Origin of the sequence: Microbispora sp. ATCC PTA-5024 (assembly GCF_000511135.2) — a bacterium.
Lineage (GTDB): Bacteria > Actinomycetota > Actinomycetes > Streptosporangiales > Streptosporangiaceae > Microbispora > Microbispora corallina.
In genome coordinates this window covers 783,262-802,926 of the sequence record NZ_KI866522.1, presented here as the reverse complement: position 1 = coordinate 802,926, position 19,665 = coordinate 783,262, and the positions used below count along the sequence as shown (strand labels likewise).

21 protein-coding genes are annotated in these 19,665 nt (G+C 73.5%); 10 read left to right on the top strand and 11 right to left on the bottom strand.

The features are described 5' to 3' along the window. Window positions 1–674: MFS transporter (locus tag MPTA5024_RS41785; RefSeq protein WP_198166933.1), on the bottom strand; the 674-nt coding region annotated here is incomplete at its 3' end. Window positions 675–760: 86 nt separating this feature from the next. Between MPTA5024_RS41785 and MPTA5024_RS03665 the strand changes: the two genes are divergently transcribed. After that, on the top strand, window positions 761–1,669 hold the full coding sequence (locus MPTA5024_RS03665) for a LysR family transcriptional regulator (protein ID WP_036319861.1): 909 nt from the start codon (window positions 761–763) through the stop codon (window positions 1,667–1,669). Window positions 1,670–1,770: 101 nt separating this feature from the next. Here MPTA5024_RS03665 and MPTA5024_RS03660 read toward each other — a convergent pair whose 3' ends face one another. The 4 genes from MPTA5024_RS03660 to MPTA5024_RS03645 all read right to left on the bottom strand — a co-directional run bounded on the left by MPTA5024_RS03660 (window position 1,771) and on the right by MPTA5024_RS03645 (window position 5,100). Further along, on the bottom strand, window positions 1,771–2,241 hold the full coding sequence (locus tag MPTA5024_RS03660; RefSeq protein WP_036319858.1) for a DUF4231 domain-containing protein: 471 nt from the start codon (window positions 2,239–2,241) through the stop codon (window positions 1,771–1,773). A gap of 140 nt (window positions 2,242–2,381) precedes the next feature. After that, window positions 2,382–3,326, bottom strand: a complete 945-nt coding sequence (locus tag MPTA5024_RS03655) for a TerC family protein (RefSeq protein WP_036323027.1) — start codon at window positions 3,324–3,326, stop codon at window positions 2,382–2,384. 166 nt (window positions 3,327–3,492) lie between these two features. Next, complete coding sequence (locus MPTA5024_RS03650) at window positions 3,493–3,813, bottom strand: helix-turn-helix transcriptional regulator (RefSeq protein WP_036319855.1); 321 nt, start codon at window positions 3,811–3,813, stop codon at window positions 3,493–3,495. Window positions 3,814–3,861: 48 nt separating this feature from the next. Continuing rightward, window positions 3,862–5,100 carry an MFS transporter gene (locus tag MPTA5024_RS03645; protein ID WP_232326153.1) on the bottom strand — a complete coding sequence of 413 codons (1,239 nt, stop codon included), beginning with the start codon at window positions 5,098–5,100 and terminating at the stop codon, window positions 3,862–3,864. A gap of 115 nt (window positions 5,101–5,215) precedes the next feature. Between MPTA5024_RS03645 and MPTA5024_RS03640 the strand changes: the two genes are divergently transcribed. Together MPTA5024_RS03640 and MPTA5024_RS03635 are read left to right on the top strand one after the other, a co-directional pair. Further along, window positions 5,216–6,124, top strand: coding sequence for a LysR family transcriptional regulator (locus MPTA5024_RS03640; protein ID WP_036319850.1), 909 nt, complete (start codon window positions 5,216–5,218; stop codon window positions 6,122–6,124). A 48-nt stretch (window positions 6,125–6,172) separates the two neighbouring features. Then, the gene (locus tag MPTA5024_RS03635) at window positions 6,173–7,348 is read left to right on the top strand and encodes an aminotransferase class V-fold PLP-dependent enzyme (RefSeq protein WP_332310599.1); all 1,176 of its coding nucleotides are present in this window, start codon (window positions 6,173–6,175) and stop codon (window positions 7,346–7,348) included. On the opposite strand, the gene MPTA5024_RS03630 is transcribed toward MPTA5024_RS03635, so the two are convergent. After that, a complete protein-coding gene (locus MPTA5024_RS03630) occupies window positions 7,336–8,310 on the bottom strand; it encodes a glutathione S-transferase family protein (protein ID WP_036319842.1) in 975 nt (324 codons plus the stop codon). The genes MPTA5024_RS03635 and MPTA5024_RS03630 overlap by 13 nt on opposite strands. A 17-nt stretch (window positions 8,311–8,327) precedes the next feature. Continuing rightward, window positions 8,328–9,527 carry a glycosyltransferase family 4 protein gene (locus tag MPTA5024_RS03625; RefSeq protein WP_051458008.1) on the bottom strand — a complete coding sequence of 400 codons (1,200 nt, stop codon included), beginning with the start codon at window positions 9,525–9,527 and terminating at the stop codon, window positions 8,328–8,330. Between the two features lie 139 nt (window positions 9,528–9,666). Here MPTA5024_RS03625 and MPTA5024_RS03620 point away from each other — a divergent pair, with 139 nt between their 5' ends. From MPTA5024_RS03620 to MPTA5024_RS03595, 6 genes are all read left to right on the top strand, one after another. After that, window positions 9,667–10,044 (top strand): BlaI/MecI/CopY family transcriptional regulator, encoded by a 378-nt coding sequence (locus MPTA5024_RS03620; protein ID WP_036319841.1) that lies wholly within the window; start codon window positions 9,667–9,669, stop codon window positions 10,042–10,044. Between the two features lies 1 nt (window position 10,045). Continuing rightward, window positions 10,046–10,975: a M56 family metallopeptidase gene (locus MPTA5024_RS03615; protein ID WP_036319840.1), complete on the top strand. Its 930-nt coding sequence runs from the start codon at window positions 10,046–10,048 to the stop codon at window positions 10,973–10,975. A gap of 103 nt (window positions 10,976–11,078) precedes the next feature. Beyond that, window positions 11,079–13,943, top strand: a complete 2,865-nt coding sequence (locus MPTA5024_RS03610; protein WP_232326151.1) for a bifunctional glycosyltransferase/CDP-glycerol:glycerophosphate glycerophosphotransferase — start codon at window positions 11,079–11,081, stop codon at window positions 13,941–13,943. Then, the gene (locus MPTA5024_RS03605; RefSeq protein WP_036319839.1) at window positions 13,936–15,084 is read left to right on the top strand and encodes a glycosyltransferase; all 1,149 of its coding nucleotides are present in this window, start codon (window positions 13,936–13,938) and stop codon (window positions 15,082–15,084) included. Before MPTA5024_RS03610 ends, MPTA5024_RS03605 begins: the two co-directional genes overlap by 8 nt. A 71-nt stretch (window positions 15,085–15,155) precedes the next feature. After that, the gene (locus MPTA5024_RS03600; protein WP_036319836.1) at window positions 15,156–15,524 is read left to right on the top strand and encodes a VOC family protein; all 369 of its coding nucleotides are present in this window, start codon (window positions 15,156–15,158) and stop codon (window positions 15,522–15,524) included. A 164-nt stretch (window positions 15,525–15,688) separates the two neighbouring features. Next, the gene (locus MPTA5024_RS03595) at window positions 15,689–16,300 is read left to right on the top strand and encodes a dihydrofolate reductase family protein (protein WP_036323016.1); all 612 of its coding nucleotides are present in this window, start codon (window positions 15,689–15,691) and stop codon (window positions 16,298–16,300) included. A 244-nt stretch (window positions 16,301–16,544) separates the two neighbouring features. On the opposite strand, the gene MPTA5024_RS03590 is transcribed toward MPTA5024_RS03595, so the two are convergent. Next, window positions 16,545–16,997, bottom strand: a complete 453-nt coding sequence (locus MPTA5024_RS03590) for an SPW repeat protein (RefSeq protein ID WP_036319831.1) — start codon at window positions 16,995–16,997, stop codon at window positions 16,545–16,547. A 197-nt stretch (window positions 16,998–17,194) separates the two neighbouring features. Between MPTA5024_RS03590 and MPTA5024_RS03585 the strand changes: the two genes are divergently transcribed. Beyond that, window positions 17,195–17,389: a CsbD family protein gene (locus MPTA5024_RS03585; protein ID WP_036319828.1), complete on the top strand. Its 195-nt coding sequence runs from the start codon at window positions 17,195–17,197 to the stop codon at window positions 17,387–17,389. A gap of 299 nt (window positions 17,390–17,688) precedes the next feature. On the opposite strand, the gene MPTA5024_RS44145 is transcribed toward MPTA5024_RS03585, so the two are convergent. From MPTA5024_RS44145 to MPTA5024_RS03570, 3 genes are all read right to left on the bottom strand, one after another. After that, window positions 17,689–17,814: a hypothetical protein gene (locus MPTA5024_RS44145; protein ID WP_269750532.1), complete on the bottom strand. Its 126-nt coding sequence runs from the start codon at window positions 17,812–17,814 to the stop codon at window positions 17,689–17,691. A 223-nt stretch (window positions 17,815–18,037) separates the two neighbouring features. Then, the gene (locus MPTA5024_RS03575; protein WP_051457660.1) at window positions 18,038–18,658 is read right to left on the bottom strand and encodes a hypothetical protein; all 621 of its coding nucleotides are present in this window, start codon (window positions 18,656–18,658) and stop codon (window positions 18,038–18,040) included. A gap of 169 nt (window positions 18,659–18,827) precedes the next feature. Beyond that, window positions 18,828–19,571: a class I SAM-dependent methyltransferase gene (locus tag MPTA5024_RS03570; protein WP_036319823.1), complete on the bottom strand. Its 744-nt coding sequence runs from the start codon at window positions 19,569–19,571 to the stop codon at window positions 18,828–18,830. Window positions 19,572–19,665: the final 94 nt, after the last annotated feature.

Here is a 19,665-nt window from a genome sequence, read left to right as displayed (position 1 = left end):
CCCTCGGTCCCCGCGCCGATGAGCCCGAACGCGAGGCAGCCGAGCCCGGCCACCGACAGGGCGAGGCCCGCGCGGTCCACGGGACGCCCAGCGCGGGCGGGCCCGGACGGCAGCCCGCGCGACACGAGGAGGGCGAGCAGTGCGACGGGCGGGTTGACCAGGAAGACCAGCCGCCACCCGCCGAGCGCGACGAGGACGCCCCCGAGCACCGGGCCGCTGATCAGGCCGAGGCTCGTGACGGCCGCCCACGCGCCCACGGCCCTGGCCCGGCGGGCGGGCTCGGGGTACAGCGCGGCCAGCACCGCGAGCGACGCCGGGACGAGCCCGGCCGCCGCGACGCCCAGCAGGGCGCGGGCGCCGATCAGCGCCCCGGCGCCGGGCGCGGCCGCGCAGAGCAGGGACACCAGGCCGAACGCCGCCAGCGCCACCCGGTAGACCCGGCGCGGCCCCCACCGGTCGGCCAGCGATCCCGACGCGAGGAGCAGCCCCGCGAAGACGACCGTGTACGCGTCGACGGCCCACGGGAGCGCGGCGACGGGGGCCTGGAGGTCGCGGCGCAGATCGGGGAGGGCGACGTTGAGGATCGAGGTGTCGAGCAGCACCAGGAAGTTGCCCGCCGCGACGGCGGCGAAGGCGGGGGCGGTGCGCGGCCCCCGGGCGGTGATGAGTGCCATGTGCCGAGGGTCGCGGCGAGACCCCGGAACCGGCCACGCCGGATAACCGATGGCCCCATCGGAGTGTCCGATGCGACGATGAGCCGGTGGATTCGCGGCTCCTGCAGGCGTTCGTGACCGTGGCCGACCTCGGTGGGATCTCCCCGGCGGCCGAGAAGCTCGGCTACGCCCAGTCGAGCCTCAGCGCGCAGCTCGGCCGCCTGGAGCGGGAGCTCGGCGTCGCGCTGCTGCGCAGGAGCAGCTCGGGCGCGACCCCAACCGAGGCCGGGCTGACGCTCCTGCCGTACGCGCGGGAGGCCCTCGACCTCGACGAGCGCATGCGGCGGGCCGTCGCGGGCCTGCGGCCCCGGCTGCGGGTCGGCGCGCAGGAGACGCTGGCCTTCCACTGGCTGCCCGACCTGCTCACCGCCCTCGGCCATGGCGCCGCGGGGCGCGGCGCGGCGGTCGACGTGACGCTGACCGTCGACACCCGCGAGCGGCTCCGCGAGGCCCTTTCGGAGGGACGGCTCGACCTGCTGTTCCTGTACGACAACGGGGCGCCGGCGCCGGGCCCGCACGCGGTGATCGGCCGGGACCGGGTGGTGCTGGTCGCCGCGCCCGGCCACCCGCTGGCCGAGCCGGGCGCCGCGACCCCCGAGGCGCTCGCGGCCGCCCTGTTCGTGTTCGCCGAGGAGGGCTGCACCTCGCAGATGCTCTACTCCCATCTCGGCTCCCGGCCTGACGGCGCGGCTCCCGGGGACTCCCGCACCGTGGTCACCGGCTCGAAGGCCGCGCTCGGACGGATGATCGCCCAGGGGCGCGGCGTGGGCCTGCTGCCGCGGCTCGCGGTGGCCGCCGATCTCGCGTCGGGCGACCTGGTGGCCCTCGACGTCCCCGTGCCGGCGACGGTGGCCGTACAGGCGTGGTGGCGGCCCGGCCTCGGGCCGGTCGAGCCGTCGGTGCAGGCCCTGCTGCGGCTGGCCCGCCGCCACCCGGTCGGCCAGGCCCTCTCCTGACCCCGCCCGCGCCCGCCTCACGCGATCAGCCGGAGTCGGCCGCAGAACCGGCGGCGTGCCTTAACTGGAGTCGGCCGCGGTACGGCGCCGGCCCCGCGCGGTCAGCTGAGGTCGGCCGCGGAACCGGCGCCGGCGCCGTCGGGGAGGCGAGCCGCGCGGCGACGGCTGCTCCACTGCCGCGCGTCCGCCGTCTTCACCGCCTCGGCCGTCCGGATCAGGACCGCCGCGCGGTCGGGTCCGTCGTAGGGGGACGCGCCCACCGCGAACAGCGCGAGCTCGGTCTCGAGGGACAGCTGCGCGTCGATGGCGGCGAGCCAGTTCTCGTGCCACTGGTACAGCCCGCGGACGCCCGTCAGGACGACGACCCCGGCGCCGAGCACGGCGGCGACCGTGCTGCCCAGCCCCAGCGCCGCCGTCAGCGGGACGGCCGCGCCGAGCACGATGACGCCCAGTTCGGTGCCCCGGTGGCCGAGCCTGGCCCTGGCCGCCTGCCGGGCGTACCAGTCGCGCAGGCCGGTCACCCTCGTCAGCGCGACCGCGGCGGCGTCGTCCGGGGCGGATCCGTTCACCACGGCGGATACCTCTCCTCCCGCGTGCCGGCGGCCGGTCGTCCCGCGCCGCCGGCCACGTTGCCAGATCGTCGATCTCCGCAGCGTAGGGCGAGCCCGCCTCCGCGCGCGAGGCCCGGTTCCGCCGCCGTCGCGCCCGGCCGTCACTCGCGGGACGGCTCGGGGACGTGCTCCGACCGGCGGCTCGCGGCCAGGCTCCAGGCGACCGAGGCCGCGAGGCAGGCCGCGATCACGGACAGCGACAGCCAGACGGGCACCTTGTACACGTCGGCGAGCAGCATCTTCACGCCCACCAGCACCAGGATCGCGGCCAGGCCGTACCGGAGGTGGCCGAACCGGTGCATGGCCCCGGCGAGCAGGAAGTACATGGCCCGAAGGCCCAGGATCGCGAACGCGTTGGACGTGAACACCAGGAATGTGTCGTTCGTCACCGCGAAGATCGCCGGGATCGAGTCGACGGCGAAGACGATGTCCGTGGTCTCGACCGCGACGAGCACGGCCATCAGCGGGGTGGCGACCAGCCGCCCGTTGTCGCGGATCCAGAAGCGGGCGCCGTGGTACTCCCCGGCGACCGGCACGATCCGGCGCATGGCCCGCAGCACCGGGTTGCGGTCCGGGTGCACCTCGACGGCGGAGTGGCGGGCCATCTTCACGCCCGTGTAGAGCAGGAACGCCCCGAAGACGTAGAGCACCCAGTGGAAGTTCTGCAGGAGCACGGCGCCCACGCCGATGAACAGGGCGCGGAAGACGAGCGCCCCGAGCACGCCGTAGAACAGCACCCGGTGCTGGAGCTCCCGTGGCACTGCGAAGAAGCCGAACAGCAGCGCGAACACGAACACGTTGTCCACGGCGAGGGACTTCTCGATGAGGTATCCCGCCAGGTACTGCCCCCCGGCGTCCGGGCCGAGCGTCAGCCAGACCACGGCCCCGAACCCGAGGCCGAGCGCCACCCAGACCCCCGACCAGGCGAGGGCCTCCCGGATCCCGACGACGTGGGCTTTGCGGTGGGCCACCAGGTCGATCGCGAGCATCAGCAGGATGACCGCGAGAACGGCGGCCCACGCCCACAACGGGACATTCGACGGCATCGTCGTCAACCTCTCCATCTCCGCCATACGGCGGACAGAGCGGGTCGACGGTCTCCCCGGGCCGGATGACGGCCCTCGCGCCGGACCGCCGGTCGGCGGCGGCCGTGGTGACGACGCTGAGGCGTGCGGGTACTCCCCCTCGAACTACGTTCCAGTATTCACGAAATCAACTTCCGCCGTCAAGGGCGGGCCGGGGTCCGAACAGGGCGAGCAGGTCGGCGACGCCGTGTTCCCGTTCCGCGGGATGCCGCAGCCGGGCCAGCGCGTTGATCTCGTAGTGGTTGCGGCGGCCCACCCGCTCCCGGCGCAGGTAGCCGGCCTCCTCCAGGTCGCCCACGATGGCCTGGGCGGCGCGCTCGGTGATGCCGGCGGCCTCGGCCACGTCGCGCAGCCGGGCGTCGGGGTCGCGGGCGATGGCCAGCAGCACGTGCGCGTGGTTGGTCAGGAACGCCCACCCCTCCGCACGGGCGGGGCTCGTTTCGGTCATGTCCCGATTATGCGAGCCCCGATTCGCGAATAGAACAGCGCCTGTGCCTCAGGCGCCGGCTCCGCCCGGCAGGGCGGCCACCGACGCGGCCGCCCCCGCCGACAGCAGGACGGCGAAGCCGATCATCGAGGCCGGCAGCCCGAATCCCTGGATCGCGACGCTGAACCCGATCACCGGCAGGCCCATGCCGGCGTACGCGATGACGAAGAACACGGCGAGCACGCCCGCCCGCGAGGCCGGGACGGCCACCCGGCCGGCCGCGCCGACGCCGCCCTTGAACAGCAGCCCGGCTCCCGCTCCCGCCGCGGCCGAGGCGAGCAGGTAGAGCCACAGGGCCGGGTGGCCGAGCGACACGGCGACCAGCGCAAGTCCGGCGGGGAACAGCGCGAGCCCGGTCAGGAGGATCCGCCGGGGCGCGGCGTGCCCGAGGGCGAGCTGGCCCCCCGCGGCGGCCAGGAACGTGACGAACCCGGGCAGCCCGCCCACGAGCGGGGAGCCGATGCCGAGCCGTTCTCTGATCATGATCGCGCCCAGGGACGAGAACAGCCCGAAGGACGCGAACGCCGTGAACCCCAGGCCGCCCGCGGCCGTGAAGGTGGTCCGGCCGCCCGGCGCGAGCGCGAAGCGGGCGGGCCGCTCCCGCCGGCGTCCCCCGGCGTCCACCGTCTCCGGGCTGAGCGCCACGAGCGCGGCGCAGACCGCCATCGCGGCGGCGAAAGCGCCCTGCGTCACCGCCAGCGGGTGGGGCGCCCACTCGGCGACGATCCCGGCGATCAGCGGGCCGAGCGCGAGGCCGCCCAGGTTGGCCGCGGTCGCCACCATGGCGGGCACGCCCGACCCCGGGCGGCCGGGGTGCGCCCGGCCGTACAGGTCGGACAGGTACGTCGTGGCCGTGGAGGCCATCATCCCGAGGGCCACGCCGGTCAGCAGCCGCCCGGCGAGCAGACCGGGGAGCGAGGGCCACGCGAGGAGCACGAGGGCGGCGGCCGTCGCCAGCAGCAGCGCCGGCACGATCACCCGCCGCCGGCCGTGCCGGTCGGACAGGTGGCCGAGGGTGCGGAAGCTCGCGGCCGCCCCCACCATGAGCAGGGCGAAGGCGACCGTCACCGTCGTGGGCCCGAAGCCGTCGCGGGCCGCGTACAGCGGCCAGAGCGGGGTGGGCGCCGTGCCGAACCCCATCTGGACGGCGAAGGCGACGGCGGCGAACCAGAAGCCGGCGTGGTGGGACGCGGAGGGACGGCCGCCGGGCCGGCGGATCTCGATCTGCGTCCGGTGGGCGGTGGGCACGTCTCGTCCATTCGCTCGCGGTGGTCCTCGTCCACGACAAGGATGGCCACCACCCAGCGATCTAGTCCAACGAATGCTCGTGCTGAGATCAATTACGATCTGTGATAATCGCAGGATGGAGCTGCGTCACCTCGAGTACTTCGTGGCCGTCGCCGAGGAGCTGAACTTCACTCGTGCGTCCCGGCGGCTGCACGTCGTGCAGTCCGGGGTCTCGGCCGCCATCCGGTCGCTGGAGCGGGAGCTCGGGGTGACGCTGTTCGACCGCACCTCGCAGCGGGTCTCGCTCTCCGACGCCGGGTGCGTGCTGCTTCCGGAGGCCAGAGCCGTGCTGGACGCGGTCCGCTCGGCCCGGGAGGCCGTCCAGGCGGCCGAGGGCGGGCTACGCGGTACGATCGACATCGGCACGCTGACCTCGGTGCCGCTCGTCGACCTGCCCGCCCTGCTCGGGCGTTTCCACGCGGAGCATCCCGGCGTGACCATGCGCCTGCGGATCGCGCCGACCGGCTCGGCCGGGCTGGCGCAGGCGCTGGTCGCCGGGGAGCTCGACGCCGCGTTCGTCTCGCTGCCCGGGCCCCTGCCGGGGCTCGCCATGCGGGAGCTGGCGGCGGTGCCGCTGGTGCTCGTCGTGCCGGCCGACCATCCGCTGGCGGGGGAGGAGGCCGTCCCGCTGGCGCGGCTGTCGGAGGAGGAGTTCATCGACTTCCCGCCCGGGTACGGCAACCGGACCGTCGTGGACCGGGCCTTCGCCGCCGCCGGGGTGGAGCGGCGGGTCCGGCTTGAGGTGGCCGACATCGGGACCGGCTCGGCCTACGTCCGGCACGGTCTCGGCGTCGCGTTCCTGCCCGAGTTCGTCGCGCCGCACGACCCCGACCTGCGGGTCCTGCGGACCGCCGGCGTCACCCTGACCTGGTCGCTGTCCGTGGCCACCTCGGCCACCCGGCGGCCCAGCGCGGCCGTGCGGGCCCTGCTCGACCTCGTCGACCACCACGTGCTGGGACGGGACGCCGTCCGATCACCTCGGTGATCAGGCGGGCAGAATGGTCGTTCCGGACCGTGCGCGGAGGTGGCCGTGGTGATCGACGTCGAGCGGGTGCGGGCCGACACGGCGGGATGCGCGGAGGTGGTCCACCTCGACAACGCGGGATCGTCCCTGCCGCCGCGGCCGGTGGCCGACGCCGTCATCGGGCACCTGCGGCTGGAGGAGCGGATCGGCGGCTACAGGGCCGCCCGCGCCGAGGAGGGGCGGACCGAGCACGCCTACGACGCGCTGGCCGCGCTCGTCGGGGCCGGCCGCGACGAGATCGCCATCGTGGAGAACGCCACCCGCGCCTGGGACATGGCCTTCTACTCGCTGCCCTGGCGGGAGGGCGACAGGATCCTCACGTCCCGCGCCGAGTACGCCGGCAACGTGATCCCGTTCCTCCAGATCGCGTGGCGCCATGGCGTGCGCGTCGAGGCGGTCCCGGACGACGAGAGCGGCGCGCTGTCCGCCGGAGCCCTGCGCGACATGATCGACGAGCGGGTGCGGCTCATCGCCGTCACCCACGTGCCCACCCAGGGCGGCCTGGTCAACCCGGCGGCCGAGATCGGCCGGGTGGCCCGCGAGGCCGGGGTGACCTATCTGCTCGACGCGTGCCAGTCGGTCGGCCAGATGCGGGTTGACGTCCGCGAGATCGGCTGCGACCTGCTGTCGGCCACCGGCCGCAAGTTCCTCCGCGGACCCCGGGGCACCGGGTTCCTGTACTGCTCGCGCCGGATTCTCCGTGACCTGGAGCCGCCGTTCCTCGACCTGCACGCGGCGACCTGGACCTCGGCCCGGGGCTACACGGTCCGCGACGACGCCCGCCGGTTCGAGAACTGGGAGGGCTTCGTGGCCGGCAAGATCGGCCTGGGGGTGGCCGCCGGCTACGCCCTCGGCCTCGGCCTGGACGCGATCGAGGAGCGGGTGACCGGGCTGGCGGAGGCCCTGCGCGAGCGCCTGCGCGCGCTCCCCGGCGTGACGGTGCGCGACCTCGGCGCCCGGCGCTGCGGCATCGTGACGTTCACCGTCGACGGCCACGAGAGCGCCGGCGTCGCCCGCGCGCTGTCGGAACAGGGGATCAACGTGTCGGTGTCCTGGCCGGCCTCGGCACGGTGGGACTTCGAGGCCCGCGGGCTGCCGCCGATGGTCCGGGCCTCGGTCCACTACTACAACACGGAGGAGGAGCTGGACCGGCTCTGCGCCGCGCTCCCCGGTCACCCCTCCTGAGGGAGGCTCCAGTCGATCACGGGACCGGCGGGGACGATCCGCAGCGGGTTGAGCCGCGGGTGGGTGCCGTAGTAGTGCCGCTTGATGTGGCCGAAGTCGGTGGTGCCGCCGAACGCCGGGTTCCCGTAGAGGTCGCGGGCGTACCGCCACAGGTTGGGGTAGTCCGACAGCCGCCGCAGGTTGGCCTTGAAGTGCGTCACGTAGACGGAGTCGAACCGGGCGAGCGTCACCCACAGGCGCACGTCCGACTCGGTGACGCGGTCGCCGAACAGGTACCGGCGGCCGGCCAGCCGCTCCTCCAGCTCGTCGAGCGTGGCGAACAACGCGGTCACCGCCTCGTCGTAGGCGGCCTGGCTCTCGGCGAAGCCGCACCGGTAGACGCCGTTGTTGACGGTGGCGTACACCGTGTCGTTGAGGGCGTCGATCTCCGGGCGGAGGGGCTCGGGGTAGAGGTCGATCCCCGGCGCGGCCCACGCGCGGAACTGGGTGCCGAGGTCGATGCTGATGTCGGGGAAGTTGTTGCTGACGATCCGGCCCGTGCGCCGGTCCCACAGCACGGGCACCGAGACGTGGCCGTCGTACCCCGGCTCGGTCGCCTCGTACGCCTCGCGCAGCAGCGTGAAGCCGTTCACCTCGTCCGGCCCGTGGCCCGGCCCCTCGCGGAACGCCCAGCCGCGCCCGTCGCGGATCGGGTCGACCACCGACATCGACACCACGTCCTGCAGCCCGAGCAGCGCCCTGACGATGACCGAACGGTGCGCCCACGGGCAGGCCAGCGACACGTAGAGGTGGTAGCGGCCGGGCTCGGCGGGGAACCCGCTGGAGCCGTTCGCCGTGATCCGGTCCCTGAACGGGTAGAGCGGGCGGACGAAGGAGCCGTCGGGCCGGGTGGCGGCCTTGACCGTGTAGTCGCCGAAGGCGGCGAAGTCGACGGGGCTCGCGACGGGGGCTGTGGTGGTCATCGGCGGTCGTCCTCTCGTCACCGGTTCGCGGCCTTTCCGAGCGTACCTCCCTGAATTCCGGCGTTCTCCCGGGCCGCCAGGAGCCGGGCGAACAGGGCCTCCCAGCGGGCGTGGACCACGTCCATCTCGTATCGGGCCGACGACGCGCGGGCGGCCGCCCCCAGGAACGCGCGCAGCGCCGGGTCCTCCACGAGGCGGGTGATCGCGGCCGCGAGGGCGTCCACGTCCTTGGGCGGGACCAGCAGGCCGTTCCGTTCCGGCGTGACGATCTCCGCGGGGCCCTCGGGGCAGTCGAAGCTGACGACGGGCAGTCCGTGGGCCATGGCCTCGATGAGGACCATGCCGAAGCCCTCGGACCGGGAGCTGAGCACGAACAGCGACCCCTTCGCCAGCTCCTTTTCGATCTTCATGGTCGTCCCCATCAGGAAGACGCGGTCGCGCAGGCCCAGGCGGGCGGCGAGCCCGAGCAGCCGCGCCCGCTCCCTGCCATCCCCGTAGATGCGCAGCCGCCACTCCGGATGGGCCGCGGCGACGGCGGCGAACGCCCTGATCAGCATGTCGAACCCCTTCTGCGGGGTCAGCCGGCCGACCGCCACCACGGTGGTGCCGCCCACGTCCGCCGGGCGCCGCTCGGCCGGGGTGAGCCCGTTCGGGATCGCGACCACCGCGGCGCCGCTTTCCGCGAGCAGCGCGCCGTACCGGGCGGCGTCGGTCTCGGTGAGCGCGGCCAGCGCGTCGAGCCGGGGGTACCAGCGCTCGATCTCGGCCCGCAGGCCGGCCTTGTGCGAGTCGAGGTGCATGTGCTCCTGCCCCACCAGGACCACGTCCCCCGGCGCGAACCGGGCTGCCAGCAGGTTCAGCGCGGGCCGCGTCGTGACCAGCACGCCGCCGCGCAGGGTCCGCAGGTAGGCGACGATCCGCGGGTCGCTGAAGCGGTTGAACGTCGTGTACCGGACCTCGGCGGGCGGCACGAGGGCGCTCGGACGGCGGACGAGCCAGGAGCGCAGCGGGTGCCGCCACTCGGGTCCGCGCAGGTCGGCGAGGGAGCGCAGCCGCACCCGGGGGTCGACGGGGAACCTCGTCTCCTGCCGGGTCCGGAAGACGCTGACGAGGTCGACGTCGTGTCCCGCGGCGGCCATCGCGTTCGCCTGGTTGATCACGGTACGGATCGTGCCGCCGACGCTGTAGGCGTTCATGAGGAGGTAGCGCACCGTCATGCGGCCCCCTTCGCCTGCCGTGCCGTCCTCCGACGGTTCCATCCGCCGCCTCCTTCGCCCGTGTAGGCTCCTGAACTACTACCCCGATAGTTTCTACTATCCCGATAGTAGGACGTGGTGAAAAGGGAGGCGCGTTCCCATGGCCGGGGATCAGGGACACTCCGACAAGAGGTCGCCCGGGATGCTGGAGGACGAGGTCCTCGCCGCGCTGTGGGCCGCCGCCGGGCCGATGAGCCCGGCCGACGTCCAGGCGGAGCTGGGCGGCTCGCTCGCCTACACGACCGTGATGACCACGCTGGCCCGGCTGCACCGCAAGGGCCTGGCCACGCGGGAGCGGGCCGGTCGCGGGTTCGTCTACGCCCCCGCGGTCGGCGAGGCCGCGCACACGGCGGACGCCATGCGCGACCTGCTGGCGCGCCGCAGCAACCGCGCCGCCGTGCTGGCCGAGTTCGTCTCCCGGTTGTCGCCGGACGACGAGCAGGTGCTGCAGCGGCTGCTCCGGGAGGTCGACGGTTGACATGCGCCTCGTCGTCTACCTGCCGTTCCTCGTGTCGGCCCTGCTCGGGCTGACGATCCCGCATTTCGGACGGCGGCTGGCGCCGGCTACGGGCACCCGGCTGCTGGTCGCCTCGGGCGCCGCGTGCGCGCTGAGCACGGCGTTCGCGCTGGCCGCGCTCGCCGGCACCTACGTCGGCCAGCTTCCGGCCGTGGCCGCGTTCGGGGACTGGTCGGTGCGGCTGCTGAAGGCCAACGACCCCGTGCCGCCGCTGGTCGGCCAGGTCGCGCTGGGGGCGCTGGCCGTGCTCGCCGTCCTCGCCGCAGCGACCGCCGTACGGCGGGGCCTGGCCCTCACGGAGGCCGCCCGCGCGTGCCGCGGGGCCCACCCCGGCGCCGGCGACCTGATCATCGTCAGGGACGCGGTGCCCCGGGCCCGGGCCGTGCCCGGGCGGCGCGCGGGCCGGATCGTCGTCACGACGGGGATGCTCCGCGCGCTGACCGCCGAGGAGCGGCGGGTGCTGCTGGCGCACGAGCGGGCCCACCTGAGCGACCGCCACCACCTCTACCGACTCGCCGCGGCCGTCACGGCCGCGCTGAACCCGATGCTCGCCGCGCTGCCGCGGACCGTTGAGTACACGACCGAGCGGTGGGCCGACGAGCGGGCCGCCGCCCACGTGGGCGACCGCCGCCTGGCCGCCCGCGCCGTCATCCGCGCCGCGCTCGCGACCAGCAGGCACGCCGCGGGACCGGCCGCGCTGGCCTTCAGCGACGGCGCCGTGCCCGACCGGATCACCTGCCTGCTCGACGCCCCGCCGCGGCGGCGGCCGTTCGCGGTGGCCGCGCTCGTGGCGGTCCTGACCCTGTGCCTGATCGCCGTGAACGAGGCCAGGGCCGACACCGAGTCGCTGTTCGAGAGGTCGGAGCCCACCACGCTCACCTCGCATGCGTGAACATTTCCGACACACTGCGCTAACTCCGTAAACCGGGAGTTAACCGAGCGGGTACTAGCATCTCGCGACTACTACGGCGGTAGTAGTCATCGAGGGGTGGTGGGTGCCCGTGGTGTCCTCGCAGGGGGCGTCCGGCGGCGTCGCGGTCAGCGTGGTGGTGATCGTCTACAACGACGCCCGCCGGCTGCCGGACGCGGTGCGGTCCGTGCTGGAGCAGTCCCTGCGGTCGGTCGAGGTGGTGATCGTCGACGACGCGAGCACGGACGGCTCGGCCCGGGTCGCCGAGCGGTTCGCCGCGTCCCACCCCGGCCGGGTGCGGGTCGTGCGGCTGCCGGAGAACTCGGGCGGATGCGGCCGGCCGCGCAACGCGGGCCTGGAGCACGCCCGCGGCGACCACGTGATGTTCCTCGACAGCGACGACACCCTCGACCGGCACGCCTGCCGCACCCTGCTGGCCGCGGCCGAGGAGACGGGCGCCGACCTCGTCTCCGGCCGCTGCGTGCGGGTGTTCACGGACACGGGCGAGGAGCGCGCCTGGTACCCCGGCCAGTACCGGCGCTCGGCGGTCTACGAGAGCGTCCTCGACAACCCCGATCTCCTGTACGACACGCTCAGCACCAACAAGTGCTACCGCCGCGACTTCATCGAGCGGGCCGGGCTCCGCTTCGTCGAGGGTCTCCACTACGAGGACCTGCTGTGGAGCGCCCAGGCGTACCTGGCCGCCCGGCGGATCGCGGTCGTCCCGCACCGGGTCTACAACTGGGCCGTCGTGCGCCGCGGGCCGAACCTGTCCATCACGAACCGCCGGGCGGACCTGCGCAACTTCGCCGACCGGCTGGCCGTGCACCGGGCCGTCGACGAGGAGTTCCGGCGGCACGGCGCGGCCGGGCTCAAGCGCCGCAAGGACGCCAAGTTCCTCAACCACGACCTGATCCTCTACCTGCGGGAGCTGCGCAGCCGGGACGCGGAGTACCGCCGGGAGTTCCTCGACCTGGCCCGGGAGTACCTCGCGGAGCTGGGGCCCGCCGCGTTCGAGGAGGGCCGGCCGATCCCCGCGATCGCCGGGCTGATGGTCCTGCGCGGCGACTACGACGCGGCGCTGGCGGCGGCCGACTACCGGCCGAGGAAGGGCGTGCGCCCGACGCTGTCGACCGACCTGGTCGAGCGCGACGGCCGCGTCTACTGGTGCGACCGCCATCTCGACGGCGCGTTCGCCCGGCGCGTGCTCGACGTGACCGACCTCGGCGTGCACAGCGCGCCGTTCCGGTCGTTCAAGCTGGGCGGGCGCGTGACCTCGGTGACCCGGCGGGGGAGCGAGGTGCGCGTCGCCGGCGACGCGGTGAACCCGCTGGGCCGCATCGCCCCGGACCGCCTCACCGGAAGGCTGGAGTTCCGGGACCGGCAGCGCAAGGGCAGGGCGTTCTCGGTGCCGGCCGCCGTCTCCACGGACGGCAGGCGCATCCGGTGGGAGGCGTCCTTCCGCCCCGGACGGGTGATCAGGCCGATCGGCCTCGTGGACCAGACGTTCGGGCTGTGGCTGGTGCTGTCGGCCGACGGGCGGAACGTCACGGTCCGGCTCACCTCCTCCGACGTCGGCTACGAGGAGCCCGGACTGGCCGTCCGGCCGCGTCTGACCCGCCTGGCCGGCGACTTCATGGAGTTCTACGTGCCGGAGTCGGGCGAGCTCGCCCTCCGCACGGTGGCGAGGGGCGCGATCGCGAGAGCGACCCTGCCCCTGGCCCGCAGGATCGCGGCGAGCGGCGGTGGCGCCCGGATCTGGCGGGCCGTGACCCGGCGCGAGCGCGCGGTCCTCGCCGCGCTGAGGAGCCGCAGGACCAAGATCGCCGTCTACAACGCGCTGCTGCGGCGGCTCCCGATCCGGCGGGGGACCGTCGTGTTCGAAAGCCACCTCGGGGCGCAGTACTCCGACAACCCCAAGTACGTCTACGAGGAGCTGCGCCGCCGGAAGACCGGCCACCGGGCCGTCTGGTCGCACCGCGGCGCCGCCAAGGGCTTCCCCGCGGACGCCGAGCTGGTCAGGCGCGGCTCCTGGGCCTACTACCACGCGCTCGCGCGGGCCGAGTTCTGGGTGGACAACCAGGGCTTCCCCGCGGGGCTGGTCAAGCGGCCGGAGACGACGTACCTCCAGACCTGGCACGGCTCGGCGTACAAGCGGATGGGCCTCGACGAGCCGCGGACGAAGGCGGGCACCCGCGCCCGGCGCGAGCGGATGCGCGCCATGGTGGAGCGGTACGACCACTTCCTCATCCGCTCGGAGCACGACCGGCGCACCCTCGTCCGGGGCCTCGGCGTGACGGCGGACCTGCTGCCCACCGGCTACCCGCGCAACGACCCGCTCGTCAACGGCGGCGACCCCGGGGAGCTGGACGCGCTGCGGCGCAGGCTGGGGCTGCCGGCCGGCCGGACCGTCGTGCTGTACGCGCCGACGTTCCGCGCCGACGAGAAGGGCAGGCCGGAGCGGCGCTTCGAGATCCCGTTCGACCTCGGCCGCTTCGCACGGGAGCTGGGCGGCACCCACGTCCTGCTGGTGCGCGCCCACTACCTCAGCGCGGTCGTGGTGCCGCCCGGCCTCGGGCACGCGGTCGTCGACGTCGGCGATGTGCACGACGTGACCCCGCTGCTGCTGCTGTCGGACGTGCTCGTCACCGACTACTCGTCCCTGATGTTCGACTACGCGCTGCTCGACCGGCCCATGGTGTTCCACACCCCCGACGCCGACGCCTACGTGAGCCGGCGGGGCGCCTACTTCGACCTCGCCGAGGTGGCGCCCGGGCCCGTCGTCACCGGGGAGGACGAGCTGTTCGACGCGTTGCGGGAGGCCCGCTCCGGCCCGGACCGGCACGCCGGGCGGCGGCGGCGCTTCGCCGAGCGGTTCGGGGAGTACGACACCGGCTCGGCGGCCAAGGCCGTCGTCGACGCGATCTTCGCCGGAGGCCCCCGTGGGTGAGCACCGGGACGTGTTCGTCGTCTGCAACAACGTGGAGGAGCTGGGCGGGCTCCAGCGCTGGGCCCACCAGATCGGCCGGCTGCTGGCCGAGCGCGGCCACCGGGTGCGCCTGGTCGGGGTCACGCACGCCGACGACCCCCACGACTACGGCCGGGACACGCCGTACGAGATCTCGGTGCTGTACGGGCGGCCGCCCGCGCCGAGGTGGCGGCCCCGCACCGCCCTCGACCGGCTCGACGCGGCCGCCTGGACCCGCATGGCCGTGCGGCGCGCCGGCATGCGCAGGGCCGCGGGACGGCTGACGGAGATCTTCCGCACGGCCGGCCCGGGGGCCGTCGTCATCGCCGCCCAGGTGTGGGCGATGGAGTGGGTGGCGCTCGCCGAAACCCGGGGGATGACGGTCGTCGGCATGAGCCACGAGTCGTACGCCGCGACCCGGTCGTCCTCCCGCTACGAACGGGTGAAGAGGTACTTCTCCGGCGCCGACGCCTTCCTCGCGCTCACCCAGGAGGACGCCGACGCCTGGGCCGTGGCGGGCATGCCGGCCGCCGCCGCGATGCCGAACCCGCTCCACGTCCACCCCTCCCGTACGGCCTCGCTGGACGAGCGGGTCGTGGTGTGGCTGGGCCGCATGTCGTACGAGAAGGGCCTGGACCTGCTGCTGGAGGCCTGGGCGCGGGTGGCCCCGCGCTACCCCGGCTGGCGGCTGCGGCTGTACGGCTCCGGCCCCGAGGAGCCCGGAATCCGGGCGCTCGCGAGCGAGCTCGGAGTGGACGGCGCCGTCGAGTTCCCCGGGCCCACCCACGACCTGGAGCGGGCGCTCACCGGCGGCTCGGTGTTCGCGCTGTCGTCCCGGGAGGAGGGCTTCCCCATGTCCGTCATGGAGGCCATGGCGTACGGCCTGCCGGTCGTGGCGTCCGACTGCGCCCCCGGGGTCCGCGAGCTGGTGGCCCACGAGGCCGGCGGGCTCCTCGTCCCGCCGGGCGACACGGCCGGGTTCGCCGGCGCGCTGATCCGGCTCATGGAGGACGACGCGCTGCGCCGACGGCTCGGCGGGGCCGCCCGGGAGTCCGTCCGGCGGTTCTCGCCGGACGCGGTCGTGGACCGGTGGGAGCGCCTGTTCGCGCTCCTCGATCGCTGACCGCGGCCCGGCACGGGGCCGCGCTCTCCGTCATCACGCTGCTTGTCGGTGACGTCTGGCAGACTGCCGCCATGCTTGATCACTTTTCGATTCAGTGCGGAGACGTCGTCAGGAGCGCGGCCTTCTACGACGCTGTTCTGGCGCCGCTCGGCGGCCGGCGGATCATGGAGTTCGGTCCGGTGATCGGGTACGGCGTCGACCGCCCCACGTTCTGGATCGGACAGCAGGCGACCGGCGACGGTTTCCGTGAGTCGCACGTCGCTTTCGCGGCGACCGTCCGCCGGTCCGTCGATGACTTCTTCGCGGCGGCCGTCGGCGCCGGCGCGGAGGTCCTGCATGAGCCGCGGGTCTGGCCGGAGTACCACCCGGACTACTACGGCGCCTTCGTCCGCGATCCCGACGGCAACAACGTCGAGGCGGTCTGCCACCGAACCCGCTGAACCAACCGCTTCATCCTCGCTCCGGACACGTCCGCCGTCCCACCGGACCGCCCTCCCGCCGAGCGCGGCCGTGATCGCCATCGGGGACGGATCCGTGGCCGGACGACGAGACGCGGATGCCGTACCAGTCCACGACACCACCCGAGCTCGAAGGGATCACCACGATGGCAAAGGTCATCTCCACTCTGTTCATCTCGGCCGACGGCGTGGCCGAGATCGACCCTGATTGGCACTTCCCGTACTTCGACGAGAACATGGGCCGCGCCGTCACCGATGACTACGACACCTCCGACGTGCTTCTCATCGGCCGCGAGACCTACGACAGCTTCGCCGGAGCGTGGCCCGGCCGCGAGGCGGCGGGCGGGGACGACGCACCGTTCGCCAAGCAACTCGGGGACATGCGCAAGGTGGTCGTCTCACGCCGGCCGCTGGAGTTCACCTGGCGCAACTCCGAGCGGATCGAGGGCGACCTTCTCGAGGCCGTCGCCACGCTCAAGGCCGACGCCGGCATCAGAGGCATCCTGATCCCCGGCTCGATCTCCGTGGTGCAGCAACTGCTCGCCGCGGGGCTGGTCGACGAGCTGCGCCTGCTCGTGCACCCGGTGGCGGCGCGCAAGGGCCGCAGGCTGTTCGACGACGGCGACGCGCCGTACCACCTCAAGACGATCGCGGCCGAGGTGTTTCCGACGGGCGTGATCCGCACGATCTACTCGCCGGCCGAGGCGCCCGCCAAGGTCGGCTACGACGAGGTCAAAGACCGGGTACCCGGGAAGTAGCGGGCCTCGGCGGGGAAGGATCGGCACATCCGCGTTCACCGGACGCTTACCTGGCGCCGTCTATCGTCTGCAGCACAACGGTGACCCGGCCGGTCGTCGTGATCAGGGGAGACCGGGGGAGGCGGCGGGTGTGCTGGGGAGGCCCCGCCGCCACCCCCGTTCGTCTGCGCGAACGGCTGACGGGACGCGAGAAACCCCCTGCCCGCGGCGGGTCAGGGGGTCCGGGGGGACTCGTGGCGCTCCGTCAGGCCGCGGCGCTTCGGAAACCGCCCGGCCGGCCGCGCTCCATCATGCCGAACCGCATGGTGGCCAGGCCCAGGATCAGGATGAGCGCGCCGACGATCACGTTGTTCACGATCGTCCCCGTGGTGGCCATGCCTCCCCGGATGATCCACGGCGCGACGATGGTCCACAGGCCGATCACGGGAGCCACCCAGGAGATGCCGTAGGTGCGGCCGAAGGCCGAGCTGTAGCCGAGAGCGAGAAGCGCGACCACGATACCCGTGATCAGGTTGTTGACGGTTAGAGGGGTCATCCGGTCGAACCCCACGATCCATGGCGAGAGCGCCAGGTACATGCCGCTGAGCAGCGTCAACCCGTCTGCCAGCTGTGCTGCGGGATTGGCGGCCGCGGTGTCGTAGCGGGCGCGCATCTGCATGATGTCGGGGTGCGTCCCGATGTCCGCACTGTGGCTCATCCGTCACACCACCCTTCTTGGGACGGTAGTGGATCCGTTACTCCAAGAGTACGCCCGTTTCGTCCGTTCTTCCCGTTTTGTGGGTTTTATCAATGTGATGACCGTGACGCCGGTCACGCCCGGGTACGCCGCGTTTAGGGCGCCCACCAGCGGAAAGAGGGGTGGGGTCGCCTAACCACGGGAGAGGAGCACGACCGATGAGCACGGAGGACAAGTTCCGCAACAAGACCGAAGAGGTCACCGGCAAGGCCAAGGAAGGGCTCGGCAAGGTGACCGACGACGAGAGCCTCGAGGCCGAGGGTCAGGCCGACCAGTCGAAGAGCCGCATGAAGCAGGCGGGCGAGAAGGTCAAGGACGCCGCCGGCAAGGTGAAGGACGCTTTCACGGACTGACCCGCCCGAGGGCGGGAACCACGGCGCCGGTCCGGCGCCCGCCGTTGCGGGCGCGACCGGGCGCCGTCACCGGGGACGAGGGAACGCGGAGAGGCCGGGACGGCCTCCGCGACCTCGTCCCCGTCGCATGTCCGGGCCGGGAGCCGGGGAAGCGGGAGGGGCGCCGCGGACGGCGCGAATCGGGGTAGGCGGAACCGGGGTGCGGACGCGGTCCGTACGGCGGGACCGCGGGACCCGGCCGTCGTGCGGCCGGGTGGACGAGGGGCGGCGCCGATCCGGCGTGGCGATGGAGTGGGCGGTCAGGCCGCCTGCGGAGCCATGACGCGGAACGACGACGTCACCAGAGCCTGGAGGAGCCGCATGAGCAGGGCCTCCAGGACCATCAGAGCCGCCTTGGCGAGAATGGCGGCGAGGAAATCAGACACGGTATACCTCGGATGGACAAAGTGGCTTCTATGGAAGAGTGACCGATAAACCTCCCAGATCGGCATCATTCAGGTTACCGTTTGGTGAACTGTCAGTGACCGTTCACTGTCCGTGACGTCGATCGTCGCAGATGAGCGGACATGGCGAAGCCGGCGTCGCGACCCGGGGGTCGTGACGCCGGCCGGTCGTCCCGTCGTCAGGACGGCGTGCTGACGGGGCCCGTCACTTCGTTCCGGCCCTGGAACGGGCCGTCGTGCCTCTGGCCGTGGTCCGCGCCTCGGCCCTCTGGCCCGCGGCGCGGCCGGTCGTCGTGCCGGCCCCCGTCTGTGCGGCGGTCCTGCCCCCGGTGGTCCGGCCGCCGGCCCTGGTGGTCCCGGTGGTCCCGGTGGCCCCGGTGTCCTGCCGTCCCGGCTGCTCCTGCTGCCCGCGCAGCGGCGACCAGCGCTGGTCCTTCGCCCGTGTCCGCTGGGCGATCATCGTGCCGGCGCCGATGGCGGCCGCCACCGGCCAGTCGAGCAGCCCGATCGCGGCCAGCGCGCCAAGCCCGCCGTAGTAGACGATGCGCTCCGGCGGCGGCAGGAACGTCCGTGCGATGTCCACGGCGTGTCCCATGTCGCGCCGGTTCATCTTCGGCAGCCCCACGTGCGGCAGGTGCATGTCCGGCGGCCGGACCTGGATCCGCAGGAACGGCAGGCTCAGGTTGAATCCCTGGTCCGTCTTCTCCGCGGACACCGGCGGCGTGGGCACCGGCTTCTGGGCGGTTGTGGCAGGGGTCGCGGTCGTCGTGCGGCCCCGGGACGTCCGCGTCGATTGGCCCGTTCGGGTCGCCTCGGTCACGGTCATGGTTCCTCCCCCGAATGCGTAACCCTCGTGAACGGACCGCCGACGAGCGGCCCGCGAGGTGTCCCTTGCAAAATGACCTTTCTATCCTCCATCGTGCCTGGTGAGGTTTCTGGTGCTGATAGCGGTTGTTTGCCGAGTTTTGCCGCGGTCCTTCCTCCCCGGGGCGACGTCAGGCGTCCGCAGGGAGGCGGTAGACCGACACGTGGGTGCGTGACTCGTCGGTGAATTCGGTTCCGGCCCAGTCCGCGTGCCTGCTCTCCAGCTCGAACCCGGCGAGCTGGCCCATGAGGTCGAGCTCGGCCGGCCAGATGTACCGGTGCGGGGTGCGCGTCAGCCGCGCCTGCCTGCTGTCGTCGAACGTGAAGTGGTGCGACACGACGTGCTGGCGCAGGACGTCGTAGGTGTCCAGGCCGATGTAGCCGGGCTCGCAGTGCCACACCGTGGCCTGCTGACCCGGCGGGAGCTTGCGCAGCTCGGGCACCCAGAGCTCGATCACGAACCGGCCGCCGGGGACGAGGTGGCGGGCGGCGTTGCGGAAGCACGCGACCTGCTCCGCCTGCGTGAGCAGGTTCGCGATCGTGTTGTAGACGAGGTAGACGAGCGTGTACCGCCCCGGGGCGGTGACGGTCGCCATGTCGCCGGCGACGACGGGGATCGTCTCCTCGTCCGCCTTCGTCCGGAGCAGCTCGATCATCGGGCCTGACAGGTCGACGCCGGTGACGGGCACCCCGCGGCCGGCGAGCGGGACGGCCAGGCGGCCGGTGCCGACGGCGAACTCCAGCGCCCGCCCGCCGTCCGCGAGCTCGGCGAGACGGTCCACGGCCGGTCCGACGACCTCGGGCGCGAACATTCCGACGCCCGGCGTGTCGTAACGCGCGGCCGTGTCGGCGTCCCAGATCTCCTCGTGTCGCATCTCTTCACGATCGCGACGGGCCGTACGGGTTGTCCAACGATTTTGGACGCCGCGGCTGCGGCGCCCGCGCCGCCGGCGGCCGCCCGGTCAGCGG

Excerpts from the sequence above, each read along its gene's own strand:
- MPTA5024_RS03655 (WP_036323027.1), bottom strand. The coding sequence starts at position 3,326 with ATGCCGTCGAATGTCCCGTTGTGGGCGTGGGCCGCCGTTCTCGCGGTC.
- MPTA5024_RS03625 (WP_051458008.1), bottom strand. The coding sequence starts at position 9,527 with ATGACGGTGCGCTACCTCCTCATGAACGCCTACAGCGTCGGCGGCACG.
- MPTA5024_RS03590 (WP_036319831.1), bottom strand. The coding sequence starts at position 16,997 with ATGAGCCACAGTGCGGACATCGGGACGCACCCCGACATCATGCAGATG.
- MPTA5024_RS03585 (WP_036319828.1), top strand. The coding sequence starts at position 17,195 with ATGAGCACGGAGGACAAGTTCCGCAACAAGACCGAAGAGGTCACCGGC.
- MPTA5024_RS03630 (WP_036319842.1), bottom strand. The coding sequence starts at position 8,310 with ATGACCACCACAGCCCCCGTCGCGAGCCCCGTCGACTTCGCCGCCTTC.
- MPTA5024_RS03570 (WP_036319823.1), bottom strand. The coding sequence starts at position 19,571 with ATGCGACACGAGGAGATCTGGGACGCCGACACGGCCGCGCGTTACGAC.
- MPTA5024_RS03615 (WP_036319840.1), top strand. The coding sequence starts at position 10,046 with ATGCGCCTCGTCGTCTACCTGCCGTTCCTCGTGTCGGCCCTGCTCGGG.
- MPTA5024_RS03640 (WP_036319850.1), top strand. The coding sequence starts at position 5,216 with ATGGAGCTGCGTCACCTCGAGTACTTCGTGGCCGTCGCCGAGGAGCTG.
- MPTA5024_RS03575 (WP_051457660.1), bottom strand. The coding sequence starts at position 18,658 with ATGACCGTGACCGAGGCGACCCGAACGGGCCAATCGACGCGGACGTCC.
- MPTA5024_RS03600 (WP_036319836.1), top strand. The coding sequence starts at position 15,156 with ATGCTTGATCACTTTTCGATTCAGTGCGGAGACGTCGTCAGGAGCGCG.
- MPTA5024_RS03650 (WP_036319855.1), bottom strand. The coding sequence starts at position 3,813 with ATGACCGAAACGAGCCCCGCCCGTGCGGAGGGGTGGGCGTTCCTGACC.
- MPTA5024_RS03620 (WP_036319841.1), top strand. The coding sequence starts at position 9,667 with ATGGCCGGGGATCAGGGACACTCCGACAAGAGGTCGCCCGGGATGCTG.
- MPTA5024_RS03595 (WP_036323016.1), top strand. The coding sequence starts at position 15,689 with ATGGCAAAGGTCATCTCCACTCTGTTCATCTCGGCCGACGGCGTGGCC.